The organism is Micromonospora sp. NPDC049836 (assembly GCF_044465125.1).
Taxonomy (GTDB): Bacteria; Actinomycetota; Actinomycetes; order Mycobacteriales; family Micromonosporaceae; genus Micromonospora.
This window is the reverse complement of record NZ_JBITLH010000001.1, coordinates 185,956-205,473: the sequence shown is the minus strand read 5'-3', so window position 1 is coordinate 205,473 and position 19,518 is coordinate 185,956. Positions and strand designations below refer to the sequence as shown.

Sequence of the window (19,518 nt, the reverse complement as noted above, 5' to 3'; positions counted from 1 at the left end):
CTGCGCGCAGGGGCCCCTTGCCGACCAGACGTCTGGTGGGCAGGGGGCCCTTTCGGGTGCCGCTCAGGGCCGCCAGCGTCCCCGGACCAGGCGGCGGACCAGGGGCGGCGCGACCCAGGACCAGACGCAGTAGAGCACCCAGGCCACCGACACCACGAGCGCGACGATCCGGAGGCCGGCCAGGTTGAGTACGACGATGGCCGCCGCCACGGCGAACCAGAGCCGGAAGCCGAGCCGGTAGAGCGGGCGCAGCGGCAGCAGCAGCGGGTGGGCGTACACCCGGGTCTCCCAGGCCGCCTCGGCGTAGTCGGCGTCGGCCGGGTCGTGCGCCACCGCCCGGCCGAACGAGCGGTGCGCCTCGCCGACCCGCCCCGCCGCCACCGCCACGCTGCCGTGCAGGGCCAGCGCCGCCGGATGGTCCGGGTGCCGGCCGAGGAACTCGCGGGCGGCCCGCTGGGCGCTCCGGTCGTCGCCGCGGGCGTAGGCGAGCTGGATCCGGCTGGCGTAGACGGCCGGCTCCTCCGGCGCGAGCGCGGCGGCCCGGTCGACCAGCCGGCCCGCCTTGTCGGTCTGCCCGACCGAGGTGCACAGGTCCGCGTACTGGCAGAGCAGCCAGGGATCCTCCGGTTCGAGGGCCAGCGCGTCCAGCAGCGCCCGCTCCGCGGGGGCGAGCGCGCCCTGCTCGCGCAGCGCCCGGCCGAGCCGGCCGAGCAGTTCGGCGTCCGGCCCCACCTCGGCCAGCCCGCGCCGGGCGGTCTCGGCGACCTCGTCCCAGCGGTCCAGCTCGCTGAGCGCGATCGTGCGGCACCGGTACGCCAGCCGGCCGGTGGCCGCCGACCCGCCCACCTTGCCCAGCTCGGTGAGCGCCTGCTCGGGCCGGTTGGCCTCCAGCAGCGCGACCACCCGCGCCAGCTGCTGCTCGGGGGCGGTCACCGCAGGCCGCCGGCCAGCACGATGATCAGCCCTTCGAGGAGGCCGAGCCCGAGCGTCGCCGCGATGCCGGCCTTCACCAGCGAGGTCGGCTCGCCGCCGCGCATCTCGTATGTGCGGAACCGGCCCTTCTGCAGCAGGTTGGCCACCGCCCAGGCCAGTGCGCCGCAGAGCGCGCCGACCACCCGGCCCGGCCCGGACACCCGGCCGTCGAGCAGCATCGTGGTGACCAGCACCCGGGCGGCCAGGGCGACCAGCCCGGCACCGGCGATGGCCAGGGTGTCCCGGGCCGGAAGCCGGAGCCGGCCGGCGTTGATCAGCGCCAGGGTGGTGCCGGCGAGCGCCCCACCGAGGATGGCCGGATAGATCAGTGAGCCCGGCCGCCACGGTGGGCGCCGCGGCCCGGCGTACGCGCTGGGGGTGATCGTGGGGGTGAAGAGGTCGTCAGCCACGGTCGTCCTGTCTGGCGAGGGGTCTGCCGGATCCTGCCACAGCCGGGAGCAGAACAGTGGCCCCCGGCCAGGTGAAGGTTGTCATGAACAACTTGACGCACCGTCGGAACAGGAGGAAGGTATGGCTGCCCTAAGTTAACTGAGGCGTGCCTAACCAAGAGTACGGAGTTACCGATGTTCGCCACGTACCTGATCGGCCTTCGGGAGGGCCTGGAGGCCACCCTGGTGGTCAGCATCCTGGTCGCCTTCCTGGTGAAGTCGAACCGGCGCGGACGGCTGCCGCAGGTCTGGCTCGGCGTCGGCGCGGCCGTGGCGCTCTCGGTGCTCTTCGGCTGGCTGATCGAGTACACCTCGACCACCCTGCTGGACACCTCCGACGAGCGGGAACTCTTCGACGCCGTCACCTCGGTGGCCGCCGTCGTCTTCGTCACCTGGATGATCTTCTGGATGCGCAAGGCCGCCCGGAGCATCGCCGGTGAGCTGCGCGGCAAGCTCTCCGAGGCGCTCGCGGTCGGCGCGTTCGCGGTCGCCGGCATGGCCTTCCTCGCGGTCGTCCGGGAGGGCCTGGAAACCGCCCTGATCTTCTACTCCGCGGCGCAGAGCGCGGCCGGCGGCGCCAGCCGGGGCCCGCTGCTCGCCCTGCTCGGCGGGATCCTCACCGCCGTGGTGATCGGCTTCCTGCTCTACCGCAGCGCGCTCAAGCTCAACCTGAGCAGGTTCTTCACCTGGACCGGGGCGCTGCTGATCCTCGTCGCCGCCGGCATCTTCAAGTACGGCGTGCACGACTTCCAGGAGGCCGGCGTGCTGCCCGGCCTGAACAACCACGCCTTCGACATCTCCTCGGTGCTCGACCCGAGCACCTGGTACGCGGCCCTGCTCAGCGGCATGTTCAACATCACCGCCACCCCGTCCGTGCTCGAGGTGATCGCCTGGGTGGCGTACGCGGTCCCGGTGCTGCTGCTCTTCCTGCGCAAGCCGGCCGCACCCGCCCGGCCCGCCGCCCCGCCCGCCGGCACCCCGTCGGCCGGCACCGACACCCCGGTCACCGCGCCGCAACGCGCCTGATGCCCGCCTTCCGAGGAGACACCGCACCGATGCGTACCACTCGATTCGTCGCGCCCGCCGCCGCCGGGTTGCTCGCCCTGGCCGGACTGACCGGCTGCGGGGGCGGCGGGGACCAGCCGGACGCCAGGTCCGGCGGCCCGATCGAGGTCAAGGCCACCGACAGCGCCTGCGAGGTCGCCGCCACCCAGATCGAGGCCGGCCAGGTCACCTTCAAGGTGACCAACTCGGGGTCCAAGGTCAACGAGTTCTACGTCTACGCCGCCGGTGACCGGGTGATGGGCGAGGTGGAGAACATCGCCCCCGGCCTGAGCCGCGAACTGCGCGTCGAACTGCCCGCCGGGACGTACGAGACGGCCTGCAAGCCGGGCATGAGCGGGCGCGGCATCCGAGGCGCGCTGAAGGTCAGCGGCACCGCCGCCACCGTGGCGCCCGACGCCGCCCTCAGCGAGGCCACCGCCAGCTACCAGCGCTACGTGCGGAGCCAGACCGCGGCGCTGCTCACCAAGACCGAGGAGTTCGTCGCCGCCGTCAAGGCCAACGACGTGGCCAAGGCCAAGCAGCTCTACCCGGTGACCCGCACCTACTGGGAGCGGATCGAGCCGGTCGCGGAGAGCTTCGGCGACCTCGACCCGAAGATCGACGGCCGGGAGGAGGTCGTCGAGGAGGGCATGGAGTTCACCGGCTTCCACCGGATCGAGAAGGACCTCTGGACAACCGGCGACGTCAGCAAGGACGGCGCGCTCGCCGACCAGCTGCTCACCGACGTCAAGGCGATCGTGGCGAAGGCCAACGCCGAGAAGCTCACCCCCCTCCAGCTCGCCAACGGTGCCAAGGCGCTCCTCGACGAGGTCGCCAGCGGCAAGATCACCGGCGAGGAGGAGCGCTACTCGCACACCGACCTCTGGGACTTCAACGCCAACCTCGAAGGTTCCAAGGCGGCCATCGCGGCCCTCCGGCCCGCCCTCGAGCAGCGCTCGCCCGACCTGGTCAAGCAGCTCGACGCCGAGTTCGGCACCGTCGAGGCCGCGCTCGGCAAGCACCGCGTCGGCGACGGCTGGAAGCTGCACAACCAGCTCAGCAAGGCCGAGCTGAAGGAGCTGTCGGACAGCATCAACGCCCTGGCCGAGCCGATCAGCAAGGTTGCCGCCGTCGTCGCTCGATGACGACCCGACCGGGAGGTGACGCGATGAGTGAGCCCAGCGAGCCGGCCGGCGCGGTGCGCGCGCCGAGCGCCGGGGAGACCGCGCGCGGGGTGTCCCGGCGCCGGGCCATCACCCTGGCCGGGGCCGGTGTCGCCGGCGTGGCCGGGGTGGCCGCCGGCGCCGGCGCCCTCCTCGGCGGGGGAGACCAGGCGTCGGCCACCGCGACCGCCGCCGGAGCCGTCCCGTTCTTCGGCGAGCACCAGGCCGGCATCACCACCCCGGCCCAGGACCGGCTGCACTTCGTCGCGTTCGACGTGATCACCAAGGACCGGGCGAAGCTGGTCGCGCTGCTCCAGGAGTGGACCGCCGCCGCGGCCCGGATGACCGCCGGCAAGGACGCCGGGCTGATCGGTGCGGTCGACGGCATGCCGGAGGCCCCGCCGGACGACACCGGCGAGGCGCTCGGGCTGCCTCCGTCGCAGCTCACCCTCACCGTCGGCTTCGGCCCGACGCTGTTCCGCGACGCCCAGGGCCGGGACCGGTTCGGCATCGCCGGCAGGCACCCGGCCGCCCTGGCCGACCTGCCGCACTTCGCCGGTGACGCGCTCAAGCCGGAGCTCTCCGGCGGGGACATCTGCGTCCAGGCCTGCGCCAACGACCCCCAGGTGGCGGTGCACGCCATCCGTAACCTGGCCCGGATCGGGATGGGCGTGGTCAGCGTCCGCTGGTCGCAGCTGGGCTTCGGGCGTACCTCGTCGACCACCCGGGGGCAGGCCACGCCGCGCAACCTGTTCGGCTTCAAGGACGGCACCGCCAACCTCAAGGCCGAGGACGCCGACCTGCTCCGCGAGCAGCTCTGGGCCCAGCCCGGCGACGGCCAGGACTGGATGACCGGCGGGTCCTACCTGGTCACCCGCAAGATCCGGATGCTGGTCGAGACCTGGGACCGCAGCCCCCTGGCGGAGCAGGAGATGATCGTCGGGCGGGCCAAGGGCAGCGGCGCGCCGCTGGGCAGGCGGGCCGAGTTCGACGAGCCGGACTTCGCCGCCAAGGGCGACGACGGCGCGCCGGTGATCGCCGAGACCGCGCACGTCCGGCTCGCCCACCCCGACCAGAACGACGGCGCCCGGCTGCTGCGCCGCGGCTACAACTTCGTGGACGGCTCGGACGGGCTGGGCCGGCTCGACGCCGGGCTCTTCTTCATCGCCTACCAGCGCGACCCCGGCAAGCAGTTCGTGCCGATCCAGACCCGGCTGGCCCGCAACGACGCCATGAACGAATACCTGCGGCACGTCTCCAGCGCGCTCTTCGCCTGCCCGCCGGGCGTGCGCGACGCCGCCGACTGGTGGGGCCGGGCGCTCTTCTCCTGACCCCGGACGACGGCGGGTCCCCTGACCCCTGCGGCGGCCGGGTGCCGAGCCGGCTGGCCGGCTGCCGCCGGCGGGTCAGCCTCCGTGCGGACCGTCGCGCGGCGGGTCACGCGGGCTGTTGCCGGCGGGTCAGCGCTCCGCGCGGACCGAGGCCGGCTGTCCGCGTACCGGCTCGGGCTGGCCGGGCACGGCGGCCGTGGGCGCGGCGGGCCGCAACCGGGTCGCCGGCCGGGCCGGGTCGGCGACCGCCGGCGGGGCCAGCTCGGGCCAGAGCGTGGCGGTGACCGCCCGGGTACGCCCCAGCCGGTGTGCCGCCCGCCGGCCCCGCTCGGCCAGCACGGCGGCCAGGTACGCCGGCTCCGGCGCGGCCCACGACGGCGGTGGCGCGGTGACCGCCGCGACCTCCGCCCACAGCTCCCGCCCCAACCGGGTCCGCTCCGGCTCGGCGAGCTGATGACTGCGGGTGAGGTACTGCCGCACGGCCAGCGCCAGCCGGTCGTCCACCCGGCTCAGGTCGGCCAGCGCCGCCCAGCCCAGCAGCGGCGGTACGGCCGCCGGCAGCGGCCGCCAGACCCCCGCGGCCCGGGTGTGCACCACCAGCGTGCCGGCGACCAGGTCGCCCAGCCGGCGCCCGCGTGGGTCGCTGAGCATCACCGTGACGCTCGCCGCCCAGCTCAGCAGCGGCAGCACCAGGCCGGGCCATTCCACCGCGACCCCGACCAGGGCCCGGGTCAGCGACTGGCCGACGCCCACCGGGCCGCCGTCGGCGCGGACCACCCGCAGCCCCACGGCGAGCTTGCCCAGCGTCCGGCCGCCCGCGAAGCGTTCCATCAGCACCGGGTAGCCGACCAGCACCAGGATCAGCAGCACGGTCTGCATCGCCCCGGACAGCGCGCCGTCGACCAGGCCGCCGGGCAGCAGGAGCAGCAGCAGCGACAGCACGATCGACAGCACCAGCGCCACCACCAACTGGGCCAGCAGGTCGATCAGCAGGGCCAGCACCCGGGAGCCGAGCCGGGCGGCCCGGACGTCCAGCTCGACCGCCTCGCCACTGACCAACCCGGCGTCGGCCCACCGCGGGGGTGGGGGAGGTTGCGCGCGCACCGCCACAGTGAACACTATGAGCGCCGAACGGGGGAGGACGTGTGGATCTCGACGCGTACGTGGCGGAGCACACCGCCGAGTGGCGGCGGCTGGCGCGGCTGACCGGCCAGCGCCGCCTGGCCGCGGCCGAGGTCGACGAGCTGGTCGTGCTCTACCAGCGGGCCGCGACCCACCTCTCGGTGCTGCGTAGCCGCTCGCCCGACCCGGCGCTGGTCAACCACCTGTCCCACCTGGTGCTGGCGGCCCGGGCCCGGATCACCGGCCGGCCCCGGCCGTCGTGGGCGGCGGTCCGCCGGTTCCTGCTGGCCGACCTGCCGGCCGCCCTCTACCGGGCCTGGCCCTGGTGGTGCGCGGTGGCCACCGGGTTCAGCGCGCTCAGCGGGTTCCTCATCTGGTTCGTCGCCGGGCACCCGGAGACCGCCGCCGCGTTCATCGGCGAGGACGCCGCCGCCGACCTGGTCGACTCCGGCTTCGCCGGCTACTACACCGAGTTCACCGCGCCGACCTTCGCGTTCCACCTGTGGACGCACAACGCGTGGATCGCCGCGCAGTGCCTCGCCTCCGGGGTGCTGATCGTGCCGGTGTTCTGGCTGCTCTGGCAGAACGCGCTGAACCTCGGTGTGGTCGGCGGGGTGATGATCTCCTACGGCCGGGCGGACGTCTTCTTCGGCCTGATCACCCCGCACGGGCTGCTGGAACTCACCGGCATCTTCGTGGCCGCCGGGGTGGGGCTGCGGACCGGCTGGGCGTGGATCGCGCCGCCGGCCCACCTGAGCCGGGGCCGGGCGGTCGCCGAGGCGGGCCGCTCCGCGATCGTGGTGGCGGTCGGCCTGGTCGGGCTCTTCGCCGTCTCCGCGCTGCTGGAGGCGTTCGTCACGCCGGCGCCGCTGCCGGTCGCCGTCCGGGTGGCCGTCGGCGCCGCGGCCTGGCTGGCCTTCCTGGCGTACGCGCTGGTCCTCGGCCGCCGTGCCGCCAACGTCAGCCCGCCGCCCGCCGACGGCGGTGTGATCCGCACTGAGAGCACTCCGGCGGGGACACCGTCCTGACCGGCGCGGTGTCCACACCGGAGCGCCGGCTGGTCAGAACATCCCGTTCTGGTTTTCGGAGTGCTCCGGGATGTCTTGCATGACGTCCCAGTGCTCGACGAGCTTTCCGTCGTCGTCGAGCCGGAAGATGTCGACGATGGCCGTGCCACGCTGCCCGGGGACCCGTACCCCGTGGACGTGCGCCATGACGAAGTCACCTTCGGCGACGATCATCTTGACCTCGGCGCGCAGCTCGGGGAATGTCTCCTTGATGAAGCCGACGCGGCGCTCGAAGCCTTCGGCGCCGTCGGCGATCTGCGGGTTGTGCTGCACGTAGCGCTCACCGATGAACTTTGACGCCGCGGCGAAGTCCTTGTTGTTGATGCCGGCTTCGTAGAAGGCCAGGACCGTCTGCTTGTTGCGGTCAAGCTTCGGGTTCGGCGGACCGTCCAACTCGCCTGCTTCGTTGTGTTGGGCCATGGTTTCTGCATCCCCTTCATCTGCGTACGGCTGGGCCGCTCGCTGTATTTCTGTAACTGCGGGTCAAAAATCTGGGCAGGGCGGAGCATCCGGTGGGTGGACGTCAGAGGAGGGCCATCACCGCGTCGACGACCCGGCGCAACCGTTCCGCATCCCGGTTCCTCGCCAGGACCGACATGCCGATGAACGAGGTGAGGAGCAGGCTCGCCACGTCCCGGGCAGCACGGTCCGCGGCGATCTCCCCACTACGCTGCCCCTCCTCGATCGCCGCCCGGAACGCGCCCTCGATGCGTTCGAACAGCCGCCGAACCGCGTCGGACGCCGCCTCGTCGGAGCCGGCCAGCTCCACGGCCGTGTTGACGGCGAGACAACCACGGGACGTCAGGGCCACGTCCCCGTCGGCCAGCCGTTGCAGTGCCGCCCGCAGACGTTCGACAACGGGGCCTGGCGCGTCCAGCGTCTCGGTGATGCCGGCCACCCGCATGTCGACGTACCGCGCCAGGGCGAGGTCGAACAGCGCCCGCTTGCTGGTGAAGGTGTGGTAGAGGCTGCCCTTGCCGATGCCCAGTTCCGCGACGAGATCCTGCGGCGTGGTGTCGGTGAACCCCTTGCGCCAGAAGAGTCCCATCGCCTTGTCGACGGCCGCGTCGGGATCGAACTGCTTCGGCCTGCCCATGACGGGGACGCTACGCGGTTCTGTACCTTCGGGTCAAGAATGGGTCGGGTCAGAGCTGGCCGAGGGACTTGAGCCGCAGGTAGGTGTCGGCGACCGCCGGGGCGAGCCGGTCGGCCGGCGCGTCCACCACGGTCACCCCGTGCCGGGACAGCGCGGCCCGGACCCGCTCCCGCTCGGCCAGGGCCCGCCAGGCGGCCGCGGCGGCGTATGCGTCGTCCGGCGTCGCCGGTGGCCCGACGGTCAGCCCGGTGAGCACCGGGTCGTGGGTCGCCGCGAGCACCACCCGGTGCCGGGCGGCCAGCCGGGGCAGCACCGGCAGCAGCCCCTCGCCGAGCGCGCCCGCCTCCAGCGCGGTGAAGAGCACCACGAGGCTGCGCTGCCGCTCCCGGCGCAGCACCTCCCCGGCGATCAGCTCGAAGTCCGTCTCCACCAGGGCCGGCTGGAGCGGGGCGACCGCGTCGACCAGCCGGGCGAGCAGCGCCGGCCGGCCGCTGCCGGTGACCGTGGCCCGGACCGTGGCGTCGGCGGCGAGCAGGTCGACCCGGTCGCCGGCGCGGGCGGCCAGCGCGGTGAGCAGCAGCGCCGCGTCGATCGCGGTGTCCAGCCGCGGTTCGTCCCCGACCCGTACCGCGGCGGTGCGCCCGGTGTCCAGCACGCAGACCAGCCGCCGGTCCCGCTCCGGCCGCCACGTCCGCACCAGCACGTCGGCGCGGCGGGCGCTGGCCCGCCAGTCGATCGACCGGACGTCGTCGCCGATCACGTACTCGCGCAGGGTGTCGAACTCGGTGCCCTGGCCGCGCCCCCGGGTGACCTGGACGCCGTCGATGATCCGCAGCTTCGACAGCTTCTCCGGCAGGTGCCGCCGGGAGTCGAAGCGGGGCAGCGCGCGCAGCGTCCACGGTGGCGTGCCGGGACGGCCGGCCCGCTGCCGGAACGCCAGCCGCAGCGGCCCCAGCGAGCGTACGGTCAGCGCCGCCGCGGGCCGGTCGCCGCGCCGGGTCGGGGTGAGCCGCACCGGCAGCGTGGCGACGCCGCCCGGCTCGACGGTGAGCACCCGCTCGGGCGGCACGTCGGGGCCGGCCCCGGCCGAGGGCACCCAGGCGTCGCGCACCTGGGCGTACAGGGTCCGGTCGGAGCCGTTGGCCAGCCGCAGCGTGACGGTGGCCGTGCCGCCCAGCCGGACCACCCGGTCCCCGTCGCGGGTGGCGGTGAGCGCGTGCAGCGGCGCGGCGAGGGCCCAGTCCAACGCGACGAGCAGCAGCACCACCCCGGTCATCAGCGCGACGCCGAGGAACGGCGCCGGCCAGGCCGGGAGGGTGGCCGCGCCCAGCCCGAGCAGCAGCGCCGCCCGCCGGGTCATCGCGGGGTTGGCACGGTGGCCAGCACCGCGTCCAGCACCGCGTCGACGGTGACGCCCTCCAGCTCCACCTCCGGGCGCAGCCGGAGCCGGTGCCGCAGGGTGGGCCGGGCGACCGCCTTCACGTCGTCCGGGGTGACGTGGTCCCGCCCGGCCAGCCAGGACCACGCCTTGGCGGTGCTGAGCAGCGCGGTGGCGCCCCGGGGCGAGGCGCCCAGCTCCAGCGCGGGGGCGGCCCGGGTGGCCCGGCACAGGTCCACCATGTAGCCGAGCACCGGCTCGGCCACGTGCACCCGGCCGACCGCCTCGCGGGCGGCGGCCAGGTCCGCCGCGGTGGCCACCGGCCGTACGCCGGCCGCCCGCAGGTCCCGCGGGTCGAAGCCGGCGTGGTGGGCGCGCAGCACGCCCAGCTCCTCGTCCCGGGTGGGCAGCGGCACGGTCAGCTTGAGCAGGAACCGGTCGAGCTGCGCCTCGGGCAGCGGGTAGGTGCCCTCGTACTCGATCGGGTTCTGGGTGGCCGCGACGATGAACGGCTCGGGCAGCGGGCGGCGCTCGCCCTCGACGGAGACCTGCCGCTCCTCCATCACCTCCAGCAGCGCCGACTGGGTCTTCGGTGGCGTCCGGTTGATCTCGTCGGCGAGCAGCAGGTTGGTGAAGACCGGCCCCTCCCGGAAGGTGAACGCGGCGGTGTGCGGGTCGAAGATCAACGAGCCGGTCACGTCACCCGGCATCAGGTCCGGGGTGAACTGCACCCGCTTGGACCCCAGGTCCAGCGCGGTGGCCACGGTCCGGATCAGCAGCGTCTTGGCCACCCCCGGCACGCCCTCCAGCAGCACGTGCCCGCGGCAGAGCAGGGCGAGCACCAGGCCGGTGACCACCGCGTCCTGGCCGACCACGGCCTTGGCCACCTCGGCCCGCAGCCGGTGCAGGGCGGCGCGGGCGTCGGGCTGCGCGACGGTCGGCGCGGCGATGACGGGTCCGGTCACCGGGGATCTCCTTCGGTCGGATGAGCGACGGTACGGGTCAGGGCGTCCAGGTCGCGCGCCAGCGCCAGCAGCTCCTGGTCGTTCTCCGGGGCGGCACCGTGCAGCAGCTCCGCCACCCGGTCCGGGTCGTCGCCGGTGTACGCAGCGACCCGGGCGGCCACCTCGGCCGGAGCGGCGTCGGCGGGCAGGTTGAGCCGGGGCAGCAGCCGGTCGCGGGCGGCGGCGCGCAGCGTCTCGGCGGCGCTGTCCCGGGCGCCGGCCCGCTGGTAGAGCCGGGCCCGGCCGAGCACCGTCTCGGCGGAGCGGACGGTCACCGGCAGCGGCTCCGGCACCGGTGGGCCGAGCCGCCGGGCCCGCCAGAGCAGCACCAGCAGGCCGGCCAGCGCGAGCTGGGCCAGCAGCGCCCAGAACCAGGCCGGGAAGGCGTCCCAGAGCGGGTTGTCCCAGGGCGGCCGCTCGCCCGCCCGGTCCTGTTCGCGGCCGTCCGAGCCGGCCGGGTCCCGCCCGTCGCCTGTTCCCCGGCCGGGCCGGTCCCCGTCGCCCGGCGTCGGCGACGCGCTCGGGCCGGTGGGCGCGGGGGCCGGGCCGGGCAGGTCGAGCCAGACCACCGGTCGGGCGCCGCCGAGCAGGCCGGTGGCGAGGTCCCGGTTGCCCCCCTCGTCGATCCGGTCGTTGCGGAACGGGTCACTGGCCCCGATCACCACCACCTCGGTGCGCCACGGCACCCGGACCAGGCCGCCGGCGTAGCAGCGGTCGGCGGGCCGGCCGGGGCGGGCGGCGTACCGCTGGCGGTCGGCGGCGGCGGCGCCGGCCTGGGCGGCCTCGGGCAGCGGGCACGGGCGACCGTCGGCGTCCGGGGCACTGACCCGGGTGGCCCAGCGCCGCCCGGTCGGGCGCAGCGGCAGGCCCAGGCCGTCCACCACCCGCCGGGACGGGTCGACCAGGACCAGCCGGCTGCCGGGCGGCAGGTAACCCAGCTCGTCCAGGGTGGCCGGGTGGACCAGGCCGGGGGCGGGCACGAAGAGGGTGGTCGGGCCGGTCCGGGCGGCCGCCAGCGCCCGCCCGGTGTCGGTCTCCCGGCGCACCGGTACGCCCTGGTCGCGCAGCGCCGCGGCGAGCCGGCTGCCGCCGTCGCCCCCGGTGGCGACCGGCGAGAGGAAACCGGAGTCGTCCGGGTCGGGCTGGTCCACGGCGTGCAGGACCAGGGTGGCCACGATCAGCAGCACCGCGACCGCCAGCGGGATCAGCAGCCGGTGCCGGCGGCGCGGGCGCGCGGCGACGGCCGGCCGGGGCGGAGCGGGGACGGCGGTCATCCGGGCGCACCCTCGCCGGCCAGGTGCCGGTGCAGCTCGGTGGCGAGGTCGCGCATCCGGTCGTCGTGCTGCCGGGTGGCGGGACGCTGCGCGTACCAGAGGTCGGAGAAGATCGTGCCGGCTGCGTGCAGGGTCGGCTGCACCCGGGGCCGGGCGTGCGCCACGGCCGTGGTCAGCTCGGTGACGGTCATCCCGGGGCGGTGCGCCACCACCTGCCGGGCCACCAGGTCGCCGACCATCTCGCGCAGCCGTTCCCGGACCGCCTCGGCGTACCGCCCCTCGGCCGCGAGCCGGTCGGCGAGGCCGGTCGGACCCGCGTCCGGCGCCCGCGGCGCGGGCACCGTCGGCACGACTGTGGCCGTCCGGACCGCCCGCCGGCGGCGGCGCGGCAGCCGCAGTCGGGGCAGCCGCAGTCGGGGCAGCCGCAGTCGGGGCAGCCGCAGCCGGGGCAGGCCCAGCCGCGGCAGCCGGCGGGGCACCCAGGCCGGGAAGAAGTACCAGCCCAGGGCGGCCAGCAGCAGGAGCAGGGCGGCCAGCGGCAGCGGTACGACGTCGCCGAGCGCGGCGACCGTCTCGGTCCACCAGCGGCTCACCGCCGCACCGCCAGCAGGACGGGTTCCGGGACGCCGGCCGGGGCCCGGGAGAGCCGGATGTCCAGCCCTTCGGAGCGCATCCGGGTCTCCAGGTGCAACACCGCGTCCAGGCAGGCCAGCGCCGGGTAGGCGACGGCGTTCACCGCGACCCAGCAGACCGTGGCGATCGGCAGCGCCCACGCCTGGACGTCGAAGAGGCCGAGCAGTTCGAGGCCGTGGTAGCCGCCGAGGCCGACCCCCAGCCGGAGCAGCCACCAGCCCAGATAGCCGAGGAGCCGGATCCCGCCGGCCCGCCCGCCGCCGCGCACCGCGAGCCGCAGCGCCCGTCCCGGTGCCCGGTGGGCCGGGACCCGGTCCACCACGAGGGCCGGGATCAGCGCCCCGAGCAGCGCGTACGCCACGAACCAGGCCGGCCCGGCCAACCCGGCCAGGCCGACGGCGCAGCCGGCTGCCGCCGCGAACAACAGGGTGCCCACCCAGCGGGCCGGGCGGAGCAGCTCGGCGGGGCCGGCCCGGCGGCCCAGCAGCGCCGCTCCGGCGGCCCGGGCCGCCGGGTTGCCGAGCAGCGCGATGATCGCCGCCTCGGTGCCCGCTCCCACCGCGAGCAGCAGCCAGTACGTGCCGAGCCGATCGCTGTCGGGCAGCCACTCGGGCGGCCGGGCGGCGGCCAGCACCCGCAGCGGGTGCAGCAGCAGTTGCTCGCCCAGGGCCAGCAGGACACCGAGCGGGACCAGCAGCCGGGCCTGGTCGCGCAGCAGCAGGACGGCCGAGTCCAGCAACTCGCCCACGGTCAGCGGGCGGCGCGGCAGCACGGCGGTCGGGCCGGCGTCGGGCACGCGTACTCCTGCTGGACGAGCGGTGGTGGCGGGCGGCGGCGCGCCCGGGGGATCATGGTTGCACGGCCGGTCCGGTTCCGGCTGACCCGCCGACCCGCGGCACGCCACGCGGGCCGTCCTGGTCGGCGGCTGTGGTGCCGGGCCGCCCACCGCAGTACCGTGCCGTGTGATGACGCCGAACCCTCCGAAACGAACGGGGATGGAACGATAAACCCCATGAGAGCCCGGGTACTGGTCGTCGACGACGACCCAGCGCTCGCCGAGATGCTCGGCATCGTCCTGCGCAGCGAGGGCTTCGTGCCCTCCTTCGTCGCGGACGGGGAACGGGCACTGGCCGCGTTCCGTGACAGTCGGCCCGACATCGTCCTGCTCGACCTGATGCTGCCCGGGATGAGCGGCATCGACGTGGCCCGGGCGATCCGGGCCGAGTCCGGCGTGCCGATCGTCATGCTCACCGCCAAGAGCGACACCGTCGACGTGGTGCTCGGGCTGGAGTCCGGCGCCGACGACTACGTGGTCAAGCCGTTCAAGCCCAAGGAACTGGTGGCCCGGATGCGGGCCCGGCTGCGCCGGGGCGAGGACGTGGCGCCGGAACTGCTCACCATCGGCCCGCCCGGCAACCAGATCACCATCGACGTGCCGGCGCACACGGTCAGCCGGGACGGCGAGGAGGTGAAGCTGACGCCGCTGGAGTTCGACCTGCTGGTCGCGCTCGCCCGCAAGCCGCGCCAGGTGTTCACCCGCGAGGTGCTCCTGGAGCAGGTCTGGGGCTACCGGCACGCCGCCGACACCCGGCTGGTCAACGTGCACGTGCAGCGGCTGCGCGCCAAGATCGAGCCGGATCCGGAGCGACCGGAAATCATCCTCACGGTTCGGGGCGTGGGTTACAAGGCGGGCACCGGATAGCCTGGTCGCACTGTGCTGACCTCGCCACCCTCCGACCCGCCGACCCTGGTGACCCGCCGGCTGCGCGCCGTGCGGGCGCTGTGGCGTGCGCTGGCCGGGCAGGCGGCCGGGCTCACCTCCGGCCTGCACCGCACCTGGCGGCGGTCGCTCCAGGTCCGGGTGGTGACCATCACGCTGGTGGCGTCGAGCCTGCTGGTGGGCGGGTTCGCCTATCTGATCGCCGACAAGATCACCGGCATCCTGCTGGAGAACGCCGAGACCGACGTGCTGCTGCGGCTGCGCAACGGCAGCGAGTACGCCTCGAAGCAGTTCAACCTCTACAGCTCGCCGCAGGAGGCCCAGCTCCAGGACACCATCGACGGCACGGTCAACTACCTGGCCGGCGGTGACCCGGCGCAGACCAGCGGGGTGGTCGTGGCGATCACCGCGGACAACTTCACCGCGTTCATCGAGCCGCGTACCTCGCCGGACGTCCAGATCCGCCCGCTGATCGGGTCGGAGCTGCGGTCCAAGGTCGCCGCCGGCAAGATCGCCCACCAGATCCGCACCGGCACGCTCGACGGCGAACGCACCAAATACCTGGTGTACGGCTCGCCGGTGCCGACCAAGTTCGGCCAGGTGGAGCTCTACTACCTCGTACCGCTGGCCCGGCAGGACGCCACCGCGGCCGACGCCCGGGCCACCGTGGTCGCCACCGGCGCCGCCCTGGTGCTCCTGCTCGGGCTGCTCGCGGCCCTGGTCACCCGGCTGGTGGTGACCCCGGTCCGGGTGGCCGCCCGGACCGCCCAGCGGCTCTCCGCCGGCCTGCTCGACCAGCGGATGGTGGTCAACGGCGAGGACGACCTGGCCCTGCTCGCCGCCTCGTTCAACCAGATGGCGACCAATCTGCAACGGCAGATCCTCCGGCTGGAGGAGATGTCCCGGTTGCAGCGGCGGTTCACCTCCGACGTCTCGCACGAGCTGCGCACCCCGCTGACCACGGTCCGGATGGCCGCCGATCTGATCTTCGCCGAGCGGGACGAGTTCGACCCGGCGGTGGCCCGCAGCGCCGAGCTGCTCCAGGCCGAGCTGGACCGGTTCGAGGAACTGCTCACCGACCTGCTGGAGATCAGCCGCTTCGACGCCGGTTTCGCGGTGCTGGACTCCGAGCCCACCGACCTGGTGCCGGTGGTGCACCGGGTGGCCGAGCGGCTGGCGGGGCTGGCCGAGCGGGTCGGGGTGGCCATCGAGCTGGACCTGCCGGACACACCGGTGATCGCCGAGGTGGACCCGCGCCGGGTCGAACGGGTGCTGCGCAACCTGGTCGGCAACGCCGTCGAGCACGGCGAGGCCAAGCCGGTCCGGATCACCCTGGGGATGGACCAGAGCGCGGTGGCGGTCACCGTCCGCGACCACGGCGTCGGGCTCAAGCCGGGCGAGGAGAAGCTGGTCTTCAACCGGTTCTGGCGGGCCGACCCGTCCCGGGCCCGGCAGACCGGCGGCACCGGCCTGGGGCTGTCGATCAGCCGGGAGGACGCCCGGCTGCACGGCGGCTGGCTGGAGGCCTGGGGCGCGCCCGGCCAGGGCGCCCAGTTCCGGCTGACCCTGCCGGCCCGGGCCGGCGACCGGCTGACCACCTCCCCGCTGCGGCTGGTGCCGGCCGACGCCGCGCTGCCGTTCGGCGGCCCCCGCGACGGCGGCCTGCTCGCCATCGGGCCGGGCAGCGGGGCCGGCGCGCTGGCGGTCGGGCCGGCGGACGGCGCGGACCGGGCCGAGGTGACCTCGTGAGCGGGTACGGCGGGCCGGTCCGCCGCGCCGGGCGGCGGCGCCTGCTGACCGCGCTGCTGGCCGGCGCGCTGCTCCCCGCCGGGCTGACCGGCTGCGGCCTGCCGGACCAGACCGAGGTCCAGGTCGACGGCTCCGGTCCGGCCGCCGAGGCCGGCGCGCTCAACGGCAGCCCGGCCCGGCCGCCCAAGCCGGAGGACAGCAACGAGCCCGGGCAGTTCATCGAGAACTACCTGCGGGCGGCCGCCGCCGGGGAGCGCGAGCAGGCGTACACCCGGGTGAAGGAATTCGTCGCGCAGGAGTCGCAGGCCCGGCTGCGCGAGAAACAGAGCAGCGAGATCGAGCTGACCGTGGTGCGGCTGCGGGAGAAGCTCGAGGTCACGCCGCCGAACAACCAGGGCACCAGCGCGGTGACCGTCAAGGTGCAGCAGGTCGGGGTGCTGCGTGCGGACGGCACCCTGGCCCCGCCGGTGGCCAGCGAGACCGAGTACGTGTTCCGGCTGCGCCGCACCGAGCCGGGCCAGGGGCTGCTGATCACCGACCTGCCGAACGTGCTGCTGGTACGGGACACCGCGCTGCGCGAGTACTACCGGTCGCGCACCATCTACTTCTGGAACTCGGACCAGACCCGGCTGGTGCCCGACCTGCGGTACCTCCCCTCGTCCGTGTCGACGGAGCGGCGGGTCACCGACGTGGTGAAGTGGCTCGCGGGCGGGCCTTCCGACTGGCTCGCCCCGGGGGTCACCGGGCTTCCCGACGGTACCCGGCCGATCAACAACGCCACCGGCGCGGACGGGCACTGGGAGGTCAACCTCACCATGCCGGGAGCGAACGACGGGAAGCTCGCCCTGCTCGGCACCCAGCTCGCCTGGTCGCTGCCGGACCTGGTCGGCAAGCTCGACCTGAAGATCCAGAACCAGAAGCGCCGCACCGTCGACCTCGAGCCGGAGCGGGCGGCGCACGCCGCCTACCCGCACGGGGACCTCCCGGCCCGGTTCACCGTCTACGACGGGGCGATCCGCCCGCTCGCCATCGGCAACGAGCCCACGGTGGGCGTGCCGATCGAGCCCGCCGACAACAAGAACGTGTTCTCGGCGGCGCTGGCCCGCGCCGACGACCAGGTCCTGGCCGCGCTCGTGGTGACCGGGGCCGGCGGCCGGCAGCGGCTCAAGGTCGGCTCCGGTCCGGCGCCGGTCACCGTCTTCAACACCAGCGGCGGGGCGTACCGCGCCATCGGGCGGCCCACCTGGCTCCGCTCCCTGGACAAGGACCACCCGGCCGGGCTGGTGACGGCCGACGGCAAGCTCTACCGGTTCGACGGGACGTCGGCCGCGATGAGCCTGGTGTCGCTGGCGGTCCCCGGACCGGTCGTGGCGGTTGCCGGCTCCCTCGACGGGCACCGGATCGCCCTGGTCAGCGGGGGCGCGCTCTACGTCGCCGCGGTGAGCGTGGACGGTGGCGTGATCAACTTGGGCCAGCCCCGCCGGCTGGCCACCCTGCTCACCGCGATCACCGCCGTCGACTGGATCGCGGAGAACGAGCTGATCCTCGCCGGCGAGGAGGCGGACCGGCGACCGGCGATCCACCAGAGTTCCGTCGACGGCACCCAGGCGACCGCTCTCCGGACGAACGTGGGCGCCGAGGTGACCCAGCTGGCCGCGTACCCCGGCGGCGCCGTCGGGGGGCCGCCGTCCTTCTCCTACATGTACGAGGCGGGCAGCGGCGGGGACCGGGCCGCCTACCGGAACAACCCGTTCGACAACATCAAGCGGGAGCAGGTGCTGGAGGTGCCGGCCGGCAGCCGGGCGACCGACCCGACCGCGCCCTTCTTCCTCTACTGAGATGCCGGGGCGGTACTGACATGCCGGACCGGCGCGGTGGCGGCCTGTCGGACCGGGGCGGTACTGGCCTGCCGGACCTGGGCGGCCTCTGGTCGGACCTGACCGATCTGGTCCTGCCGGCGGCCTGCGCCGGCTGCCGCGCCCGGTCCGCTGGCCTGCGGCAGGGCTTCTGCCCGTCCTGCGCGGGCGAACTGGCGGCGCTGCGTCCCGCGCCGGCCCGTCCCGATCCCTGTCCGCCCGGCCTGCCGCCCTGCGTCGCCCTCGGCCCGTACGCGGGCCCGCTGCGGGAAGGGCTGCTGGCGTACAAGGAACGGGGCCGGCACGGGCTGGCCCGGCCGCTGGGCGCGCTGCTCGCCGAGGTGGTGGCCGCGGCGGTAGGCCCCGAGCGGCCGGTGACCCTGGTGCCGGTGCCGGACACCGCCCGGGCCGCCCGGGCCCGCTACGGCGACCACCTGGGCCGGCTGACCCGCCACGCGGCGGCCCGGCTGCGCGGCGCCGGCTGGCCGGTACGCGTGCTGCGGCCGCTGCGGGCGCTGCCCCGCCCGGACTCGGTGGCGCTGGACAGCGCCGGCCGGGCCGCCGCGGCCGACGCCGCGTTCCGGCTGCGCCGCCGCCTGGGTGCGGCGCCGCTGGACGGGCCGGTGGTGCTGCTCGACGACATCGTCACCACCGGGGCCACCCTGGCGGCGGTGTGTCGGGTCCTGCGCGGCGCGGGAATGACGCCAAACGCCGCGGCCGTGCTCGCCGCAACGCAAAAGCGGCACCATTCGTGACGCTTCGTGTTTCCCTTTCACCCCAAGGTGTATGACCTGTTAAATTTCGCGGCCTCCCTCGGCAACTGGGGGTGACTGGTGGCCGAACAGGAGTTAGCGTTCTGGTGTCGGGGGTAGGAGGTTTCCAACCTTCCCCGGCACTGGAAGGAGGCGTAGCCGTACACATCGGTCGACGCCGAGCGGGACTTTCCCAGGGCGCGTCGACTCCGAAGATCCGGACCGAACGACCGTCCGAACAAGGGAGGTCACGTGGACATCGTGGTCAAGGGCCGTAACGTCGAAGTGCCGGACCATTACCGGGTGCACGTAGCCGAAAAGCTCGCGAAGATCGAACGCTACGACCACAAGCTCATTCGCGTGGACGTCGAGTTGTTCCACGAGCGCAATCCGCGCCAGGCCGATCACTGCCAGCGGGTGGAAATCACCTGCGTGACGCGCGGCCCGGTGATCCGGGCCGAGGCCTGCACGAATGATTTCTACAGCGCGCTGGACGCGGCGATCGCCAAACTGGACACCCGGTTCCGCCGGGCGGCCGACCGGCGCCGGGTGCACCGCGGCCGACACGCGCCGCTCTCCGTCGCGGCCGCCACCGCCGACCTACCGGTCGCCGACCTGGACGGGCCGGGGATGGCGGTGCTGAACGGCCACGCCACGGCCACCGCGGTCGCCGACCGGCCCGACGACGGTGGCCTCGAGGAACACGACGACCAGCCGTGGCACATCGCGCGGGCGAAGGTGCACCCCGCCGAGCCGATGACCGTCGACGACGCGCTCTTCCAGATGGAGTTGGTCGGCCACGACTTCTACCTGTTCCAGGACAAGGAGTCCGGCCGCCCGAGCGTGGTCTACCGCCGGCGCGCCTACGACTACGGGATCATCTCGCTGGACACCGGACCCTGACCATC

19 protein-coding genes are annotated in these 19,518 nt (G+C 74.7%); 9 read left to right on the top strand and 10 right to left on the bottom strand.

The genetic code is table 11. The annotated features are described in order from the left end of the window. Positions 1-63 precede the first annotated feature (63 nt). Together ACIBPB_RS00955 and ACIBPB_RS00950 are read right to left on the bottom strand one after the other, a co-directional pair. Positions 64-933: a tetratricopeptide repeat protein gene (locus tag ACIBPB_RS00955; protein WP_396837598.1), complete on the bottom strand. Its 870-nt coding sequence runs from the start codon at positions 931-933 to the stop codon at positions 64-66. Further along, the gene (locus tag ACIBPB_RS00950; RefSeq protein ID WP_396837597.1) at positions 930-1,382 is read right to left on the bottom strand and encodes a hypothetical protein; all 453 of its coding nucleotides are present in this window, start codon (positions 1,380-1,382) and stop codon (positions 930-932) included. Before ACIBPB_RS00950 ends, ACIBPB_RS00955 begins: the two co-directional genes overlap by 4 nt. A 174-nt stretch (positions 1,383-1,556) precedes the next feature. Here ACIBPB_RS00950 and efeU point away from each other — a divergent pair, with 174 nt between their 5' ends. Genes efeU through efeB form a run of 3 tightly spaced genes read left to right on the top strand, consistent with a single transcriptional unit; the run spans position 1,557 to position 4,959 of the window. After that, the gene (gene efeU, locus ACIBPB_RS00945; protein WP_396837596.1) at positions 1,557-2,447 is read left to right on the top strand and encodes an iron uptake transporter permease EfeU; all 891 of its coding nucleotides are present in this window, start codon (positions 1,557-1,559) and stop codon (positions 2,445-2,447) included. A gap of 29 nt (positions 2,448-2,476) precedes the next feature. Further along, entirely contained in the window at positions 2,477-3,610 is a 1,134-nt protein-coding gene (gene efeO, locus ACIBPB_RS00940) for an iron uptake system protein EfeO (protein WP_396837595.1), read from the top strand. Continuing rightward, positions 3,607-4,959: an iron uptake transporter deferrochelatase/peroxidase subunit gene (gene efeB, locus ACIBPB_RS00935; protein ID WP_396837594.1), complete on the top strand. Its 1,353-nt coding sequence runs from the start codon at positions 3,607-3,609 to the stop codon at positions 4,957-4,959. The genes efeO and efeB overlap by 4 nt, the downstream gene beginning before the upstream one ends. A gap of 129 nt (positions 4,960-5,088) precedes the next feature. Here efeB and ACIBPB_RS00930 read toward each other — a convergent pair whose 3' ends face one another. After that, positions 5,089-6,063, bottom strand: coding sequence for an RDD family protein (locus ACIBPB_RS00930; RefSeq protein ID WP_396837593.1), 975 nt, complete (start codon positions 6,061-6,063; stop codon positions 5,089-5,091). Between the two features lie 41 nt (positions 6,064-6,104). Between ACIBPB_RS00930 and ACIBPB_RS00925 the strand changes: the two genes are divergently transcribed. Further along, on the top strand, positions 6,105-7,109 hold the full coding sequence (locus ACIBPB_RS00925) for a stage II sporulation protein M (protein WP_396837592.1): 1,005 nt from the start codon (positions 6,105-6,107) through the stop codon (positions 7,107-7,109). A gap of 33 nt (positions 7,110-7,142) precedes the next feature. On the opposite strand, the gene ACIBPB_RS00920 is transcribed toward ACIBPB_RS00925, so the two are convergent. The 7 genes from ACIBPB_RS00920 to ACIBPB_RS00890 all read right to left on the bottom strand — a co-directional run bounded on the left by ACIBPB_RS00920 (position 7,143) and on the right by ACIBPB_RS00890 (position 13,329). Next, the gene (locus ACIBPB_RS00920; RefSeq protein WP_396837591.1) at positions 7,143-7,568 is read right to left on the bottom strand and encodes an ester cyclase; all 426 of its coding nucleotides are present in this window, start codon (positions 7,566-7,568) and stop codon (positions 7,143-7,145) included. Positions 7,569-7,671: 103 nt separating this feature from the next. After that, positions 7,672-8,244: a TetR/AcrR family transcriptional regulator gene (locus ACIBPB_RS00915; RefSeq protein ID WP_396837590.1), complete on the bottom strand. Its 573-nt coding sequence runs from the start codon at positions 8,242-8,244 to the stop codon at positions 7,672-7,674. 49 nt (positions 8,245-8,293) lie between these two features. Next, complete coding sequence (locus tag ACIBPB_RS00910; protein WP_396837589.1) at positions 8,294-9,604, bottom strand: DUF58 domain-containing protein; 1,311 nt, start codon at positions 9,602-9,604, stop codon at positions 8,294-8,296. After that, positions 9,601-10,587 (bottom strand): AAA family ATPase, encoded by a 987-nt coding sequence (locus tag ACIBPB_RS00905; RefSeq protein ID WP_396837588.1) that lies wholly within the window; start codon positions 10,585-10,587, stop codon positions 9,601-9,603. The genes ACIBPB_RS00910 and ACIBPB_RS00905 overlap by 4 nt, the downstream gene beginning before the upstream one ends. Then, complete coding sequence (locus ACIBPB_RS00900) at positions 10,584-11,900, bottom strand: DUF4350 domain-containing protein (RefSeq protein ID WP_396837587.1); 1,317 nt, start codon at positions 11,898-11,900, stop codon at positions 10,584-10,586. Before ACIBPB_RS00900 ends, ACIBPB_RS00905 begins: the two co-directional genes overlap by 4 nt. After that, entirely contained in the window at positions 11,897-12,493 is a 597-nt protein-coding gene (locus ACIBPB_RS00895) for a DUF4129 domain-containing protein (RefSeq protein WP_396837586.1), read from the bottom strand. Before ACIBPB_RS00895 ends, ACIBPB_RS00900 begins: the two co-directional genes overlap by 4 nt. Continuing rightward, the gene (locus ACIBPB_RS00890) at positions 12,490-13,329 is read right to left on the bottom strand and encodes a hypothetical protein (protein ID WP_396837585.1); all 840 of its coding nucleotides are present in this window, start codon (positions 13,327-13,329) and stop codon (positions 12,490-12,492) included. Before ACIBPB_RS00890 ends, ACIBPB_RS00895 begins: the two co-directional genes overlap by 4 nt. Positions 13,330-13,545: 216 nt before the next feature. On the opposite strand from ACIBPB_RS00890, the gene mtrA reads away from it, so the two are divergent. The 5 genes from mtrA (at position 13,546) to hpf (ending at position 19,513) form a co-directional block, all read left to right on the top strand. Next, the gene (mtrA, locus tag ACIBPB_RS00885; RefSeq protein ID WP_091670731.1) at positions 13,546-14,235 is read left to right on the top strand and encodes an MtrAB system response regulator MtrA; all 690 of its coding nucleotides are present in this window, start codon (positions 13,546-13,548) and stop codon (positions 14,233-14,235) included. Between the two features lie 69 nt (positions 14,236-14,304). Continuing rightward, positions 14,305-16,002 carry an MtrAB system histidine kinase MtrB gene (gene mtrB / locus ACIBPB_RS00880; RefSeq protein ID WP_396838147.1) on the top strand — a complete coding sequence of 566 codons (1,698 nt, stop codon included), beginning with the start codon at positions 14,305-14,307 and terminating at the stop codon, positions 16,000-16,002. Next, the gene (locus tag ACIBPB_RS00875) at positions 15,999-17,840 is read left to right on the top strand and encodes an LpqB family beta-propeller domain-containing protein (RefSeq protein ID WP_396837584.1); all 1,842 of its coding nucleotides are present in this window, start codon (positions 15,999-16,001) and stop codon (positions 17,838-17,840) included. Before mtrB ends, ACIBPB_RS00875 begins: the two co-directional genes overlap by 4 nt. Positions 17,841-17,860: 20 nt before the next feature. Continuing rightward, a complete protein-coding gene (locus ACIBPB_RS00870; protein ID WP_396837583.1) occupies positions 17,861-18,613 on the top strand; it encodes a ComF family protein in 753 nt (250 codons plus the stop codon). A 249-nt stretch (positions 18,614-18,862) separates the two neighbouring features. Then, positions 18,863-19,513 (top strand): ribosome hibernation-promoting factor, HPF/YfiA family, encoded by a 651-nt coding sequence (hpf, locus tag ACIBPB_RS00865; protein WP_357315530.1) that lies wholly within the window; start codon positions 18,863-18,865, stop codon positions 19,511-19,513. The last annotated feature ends 5 nt before the right edge of the window (positions 19,514-19,518 follow it).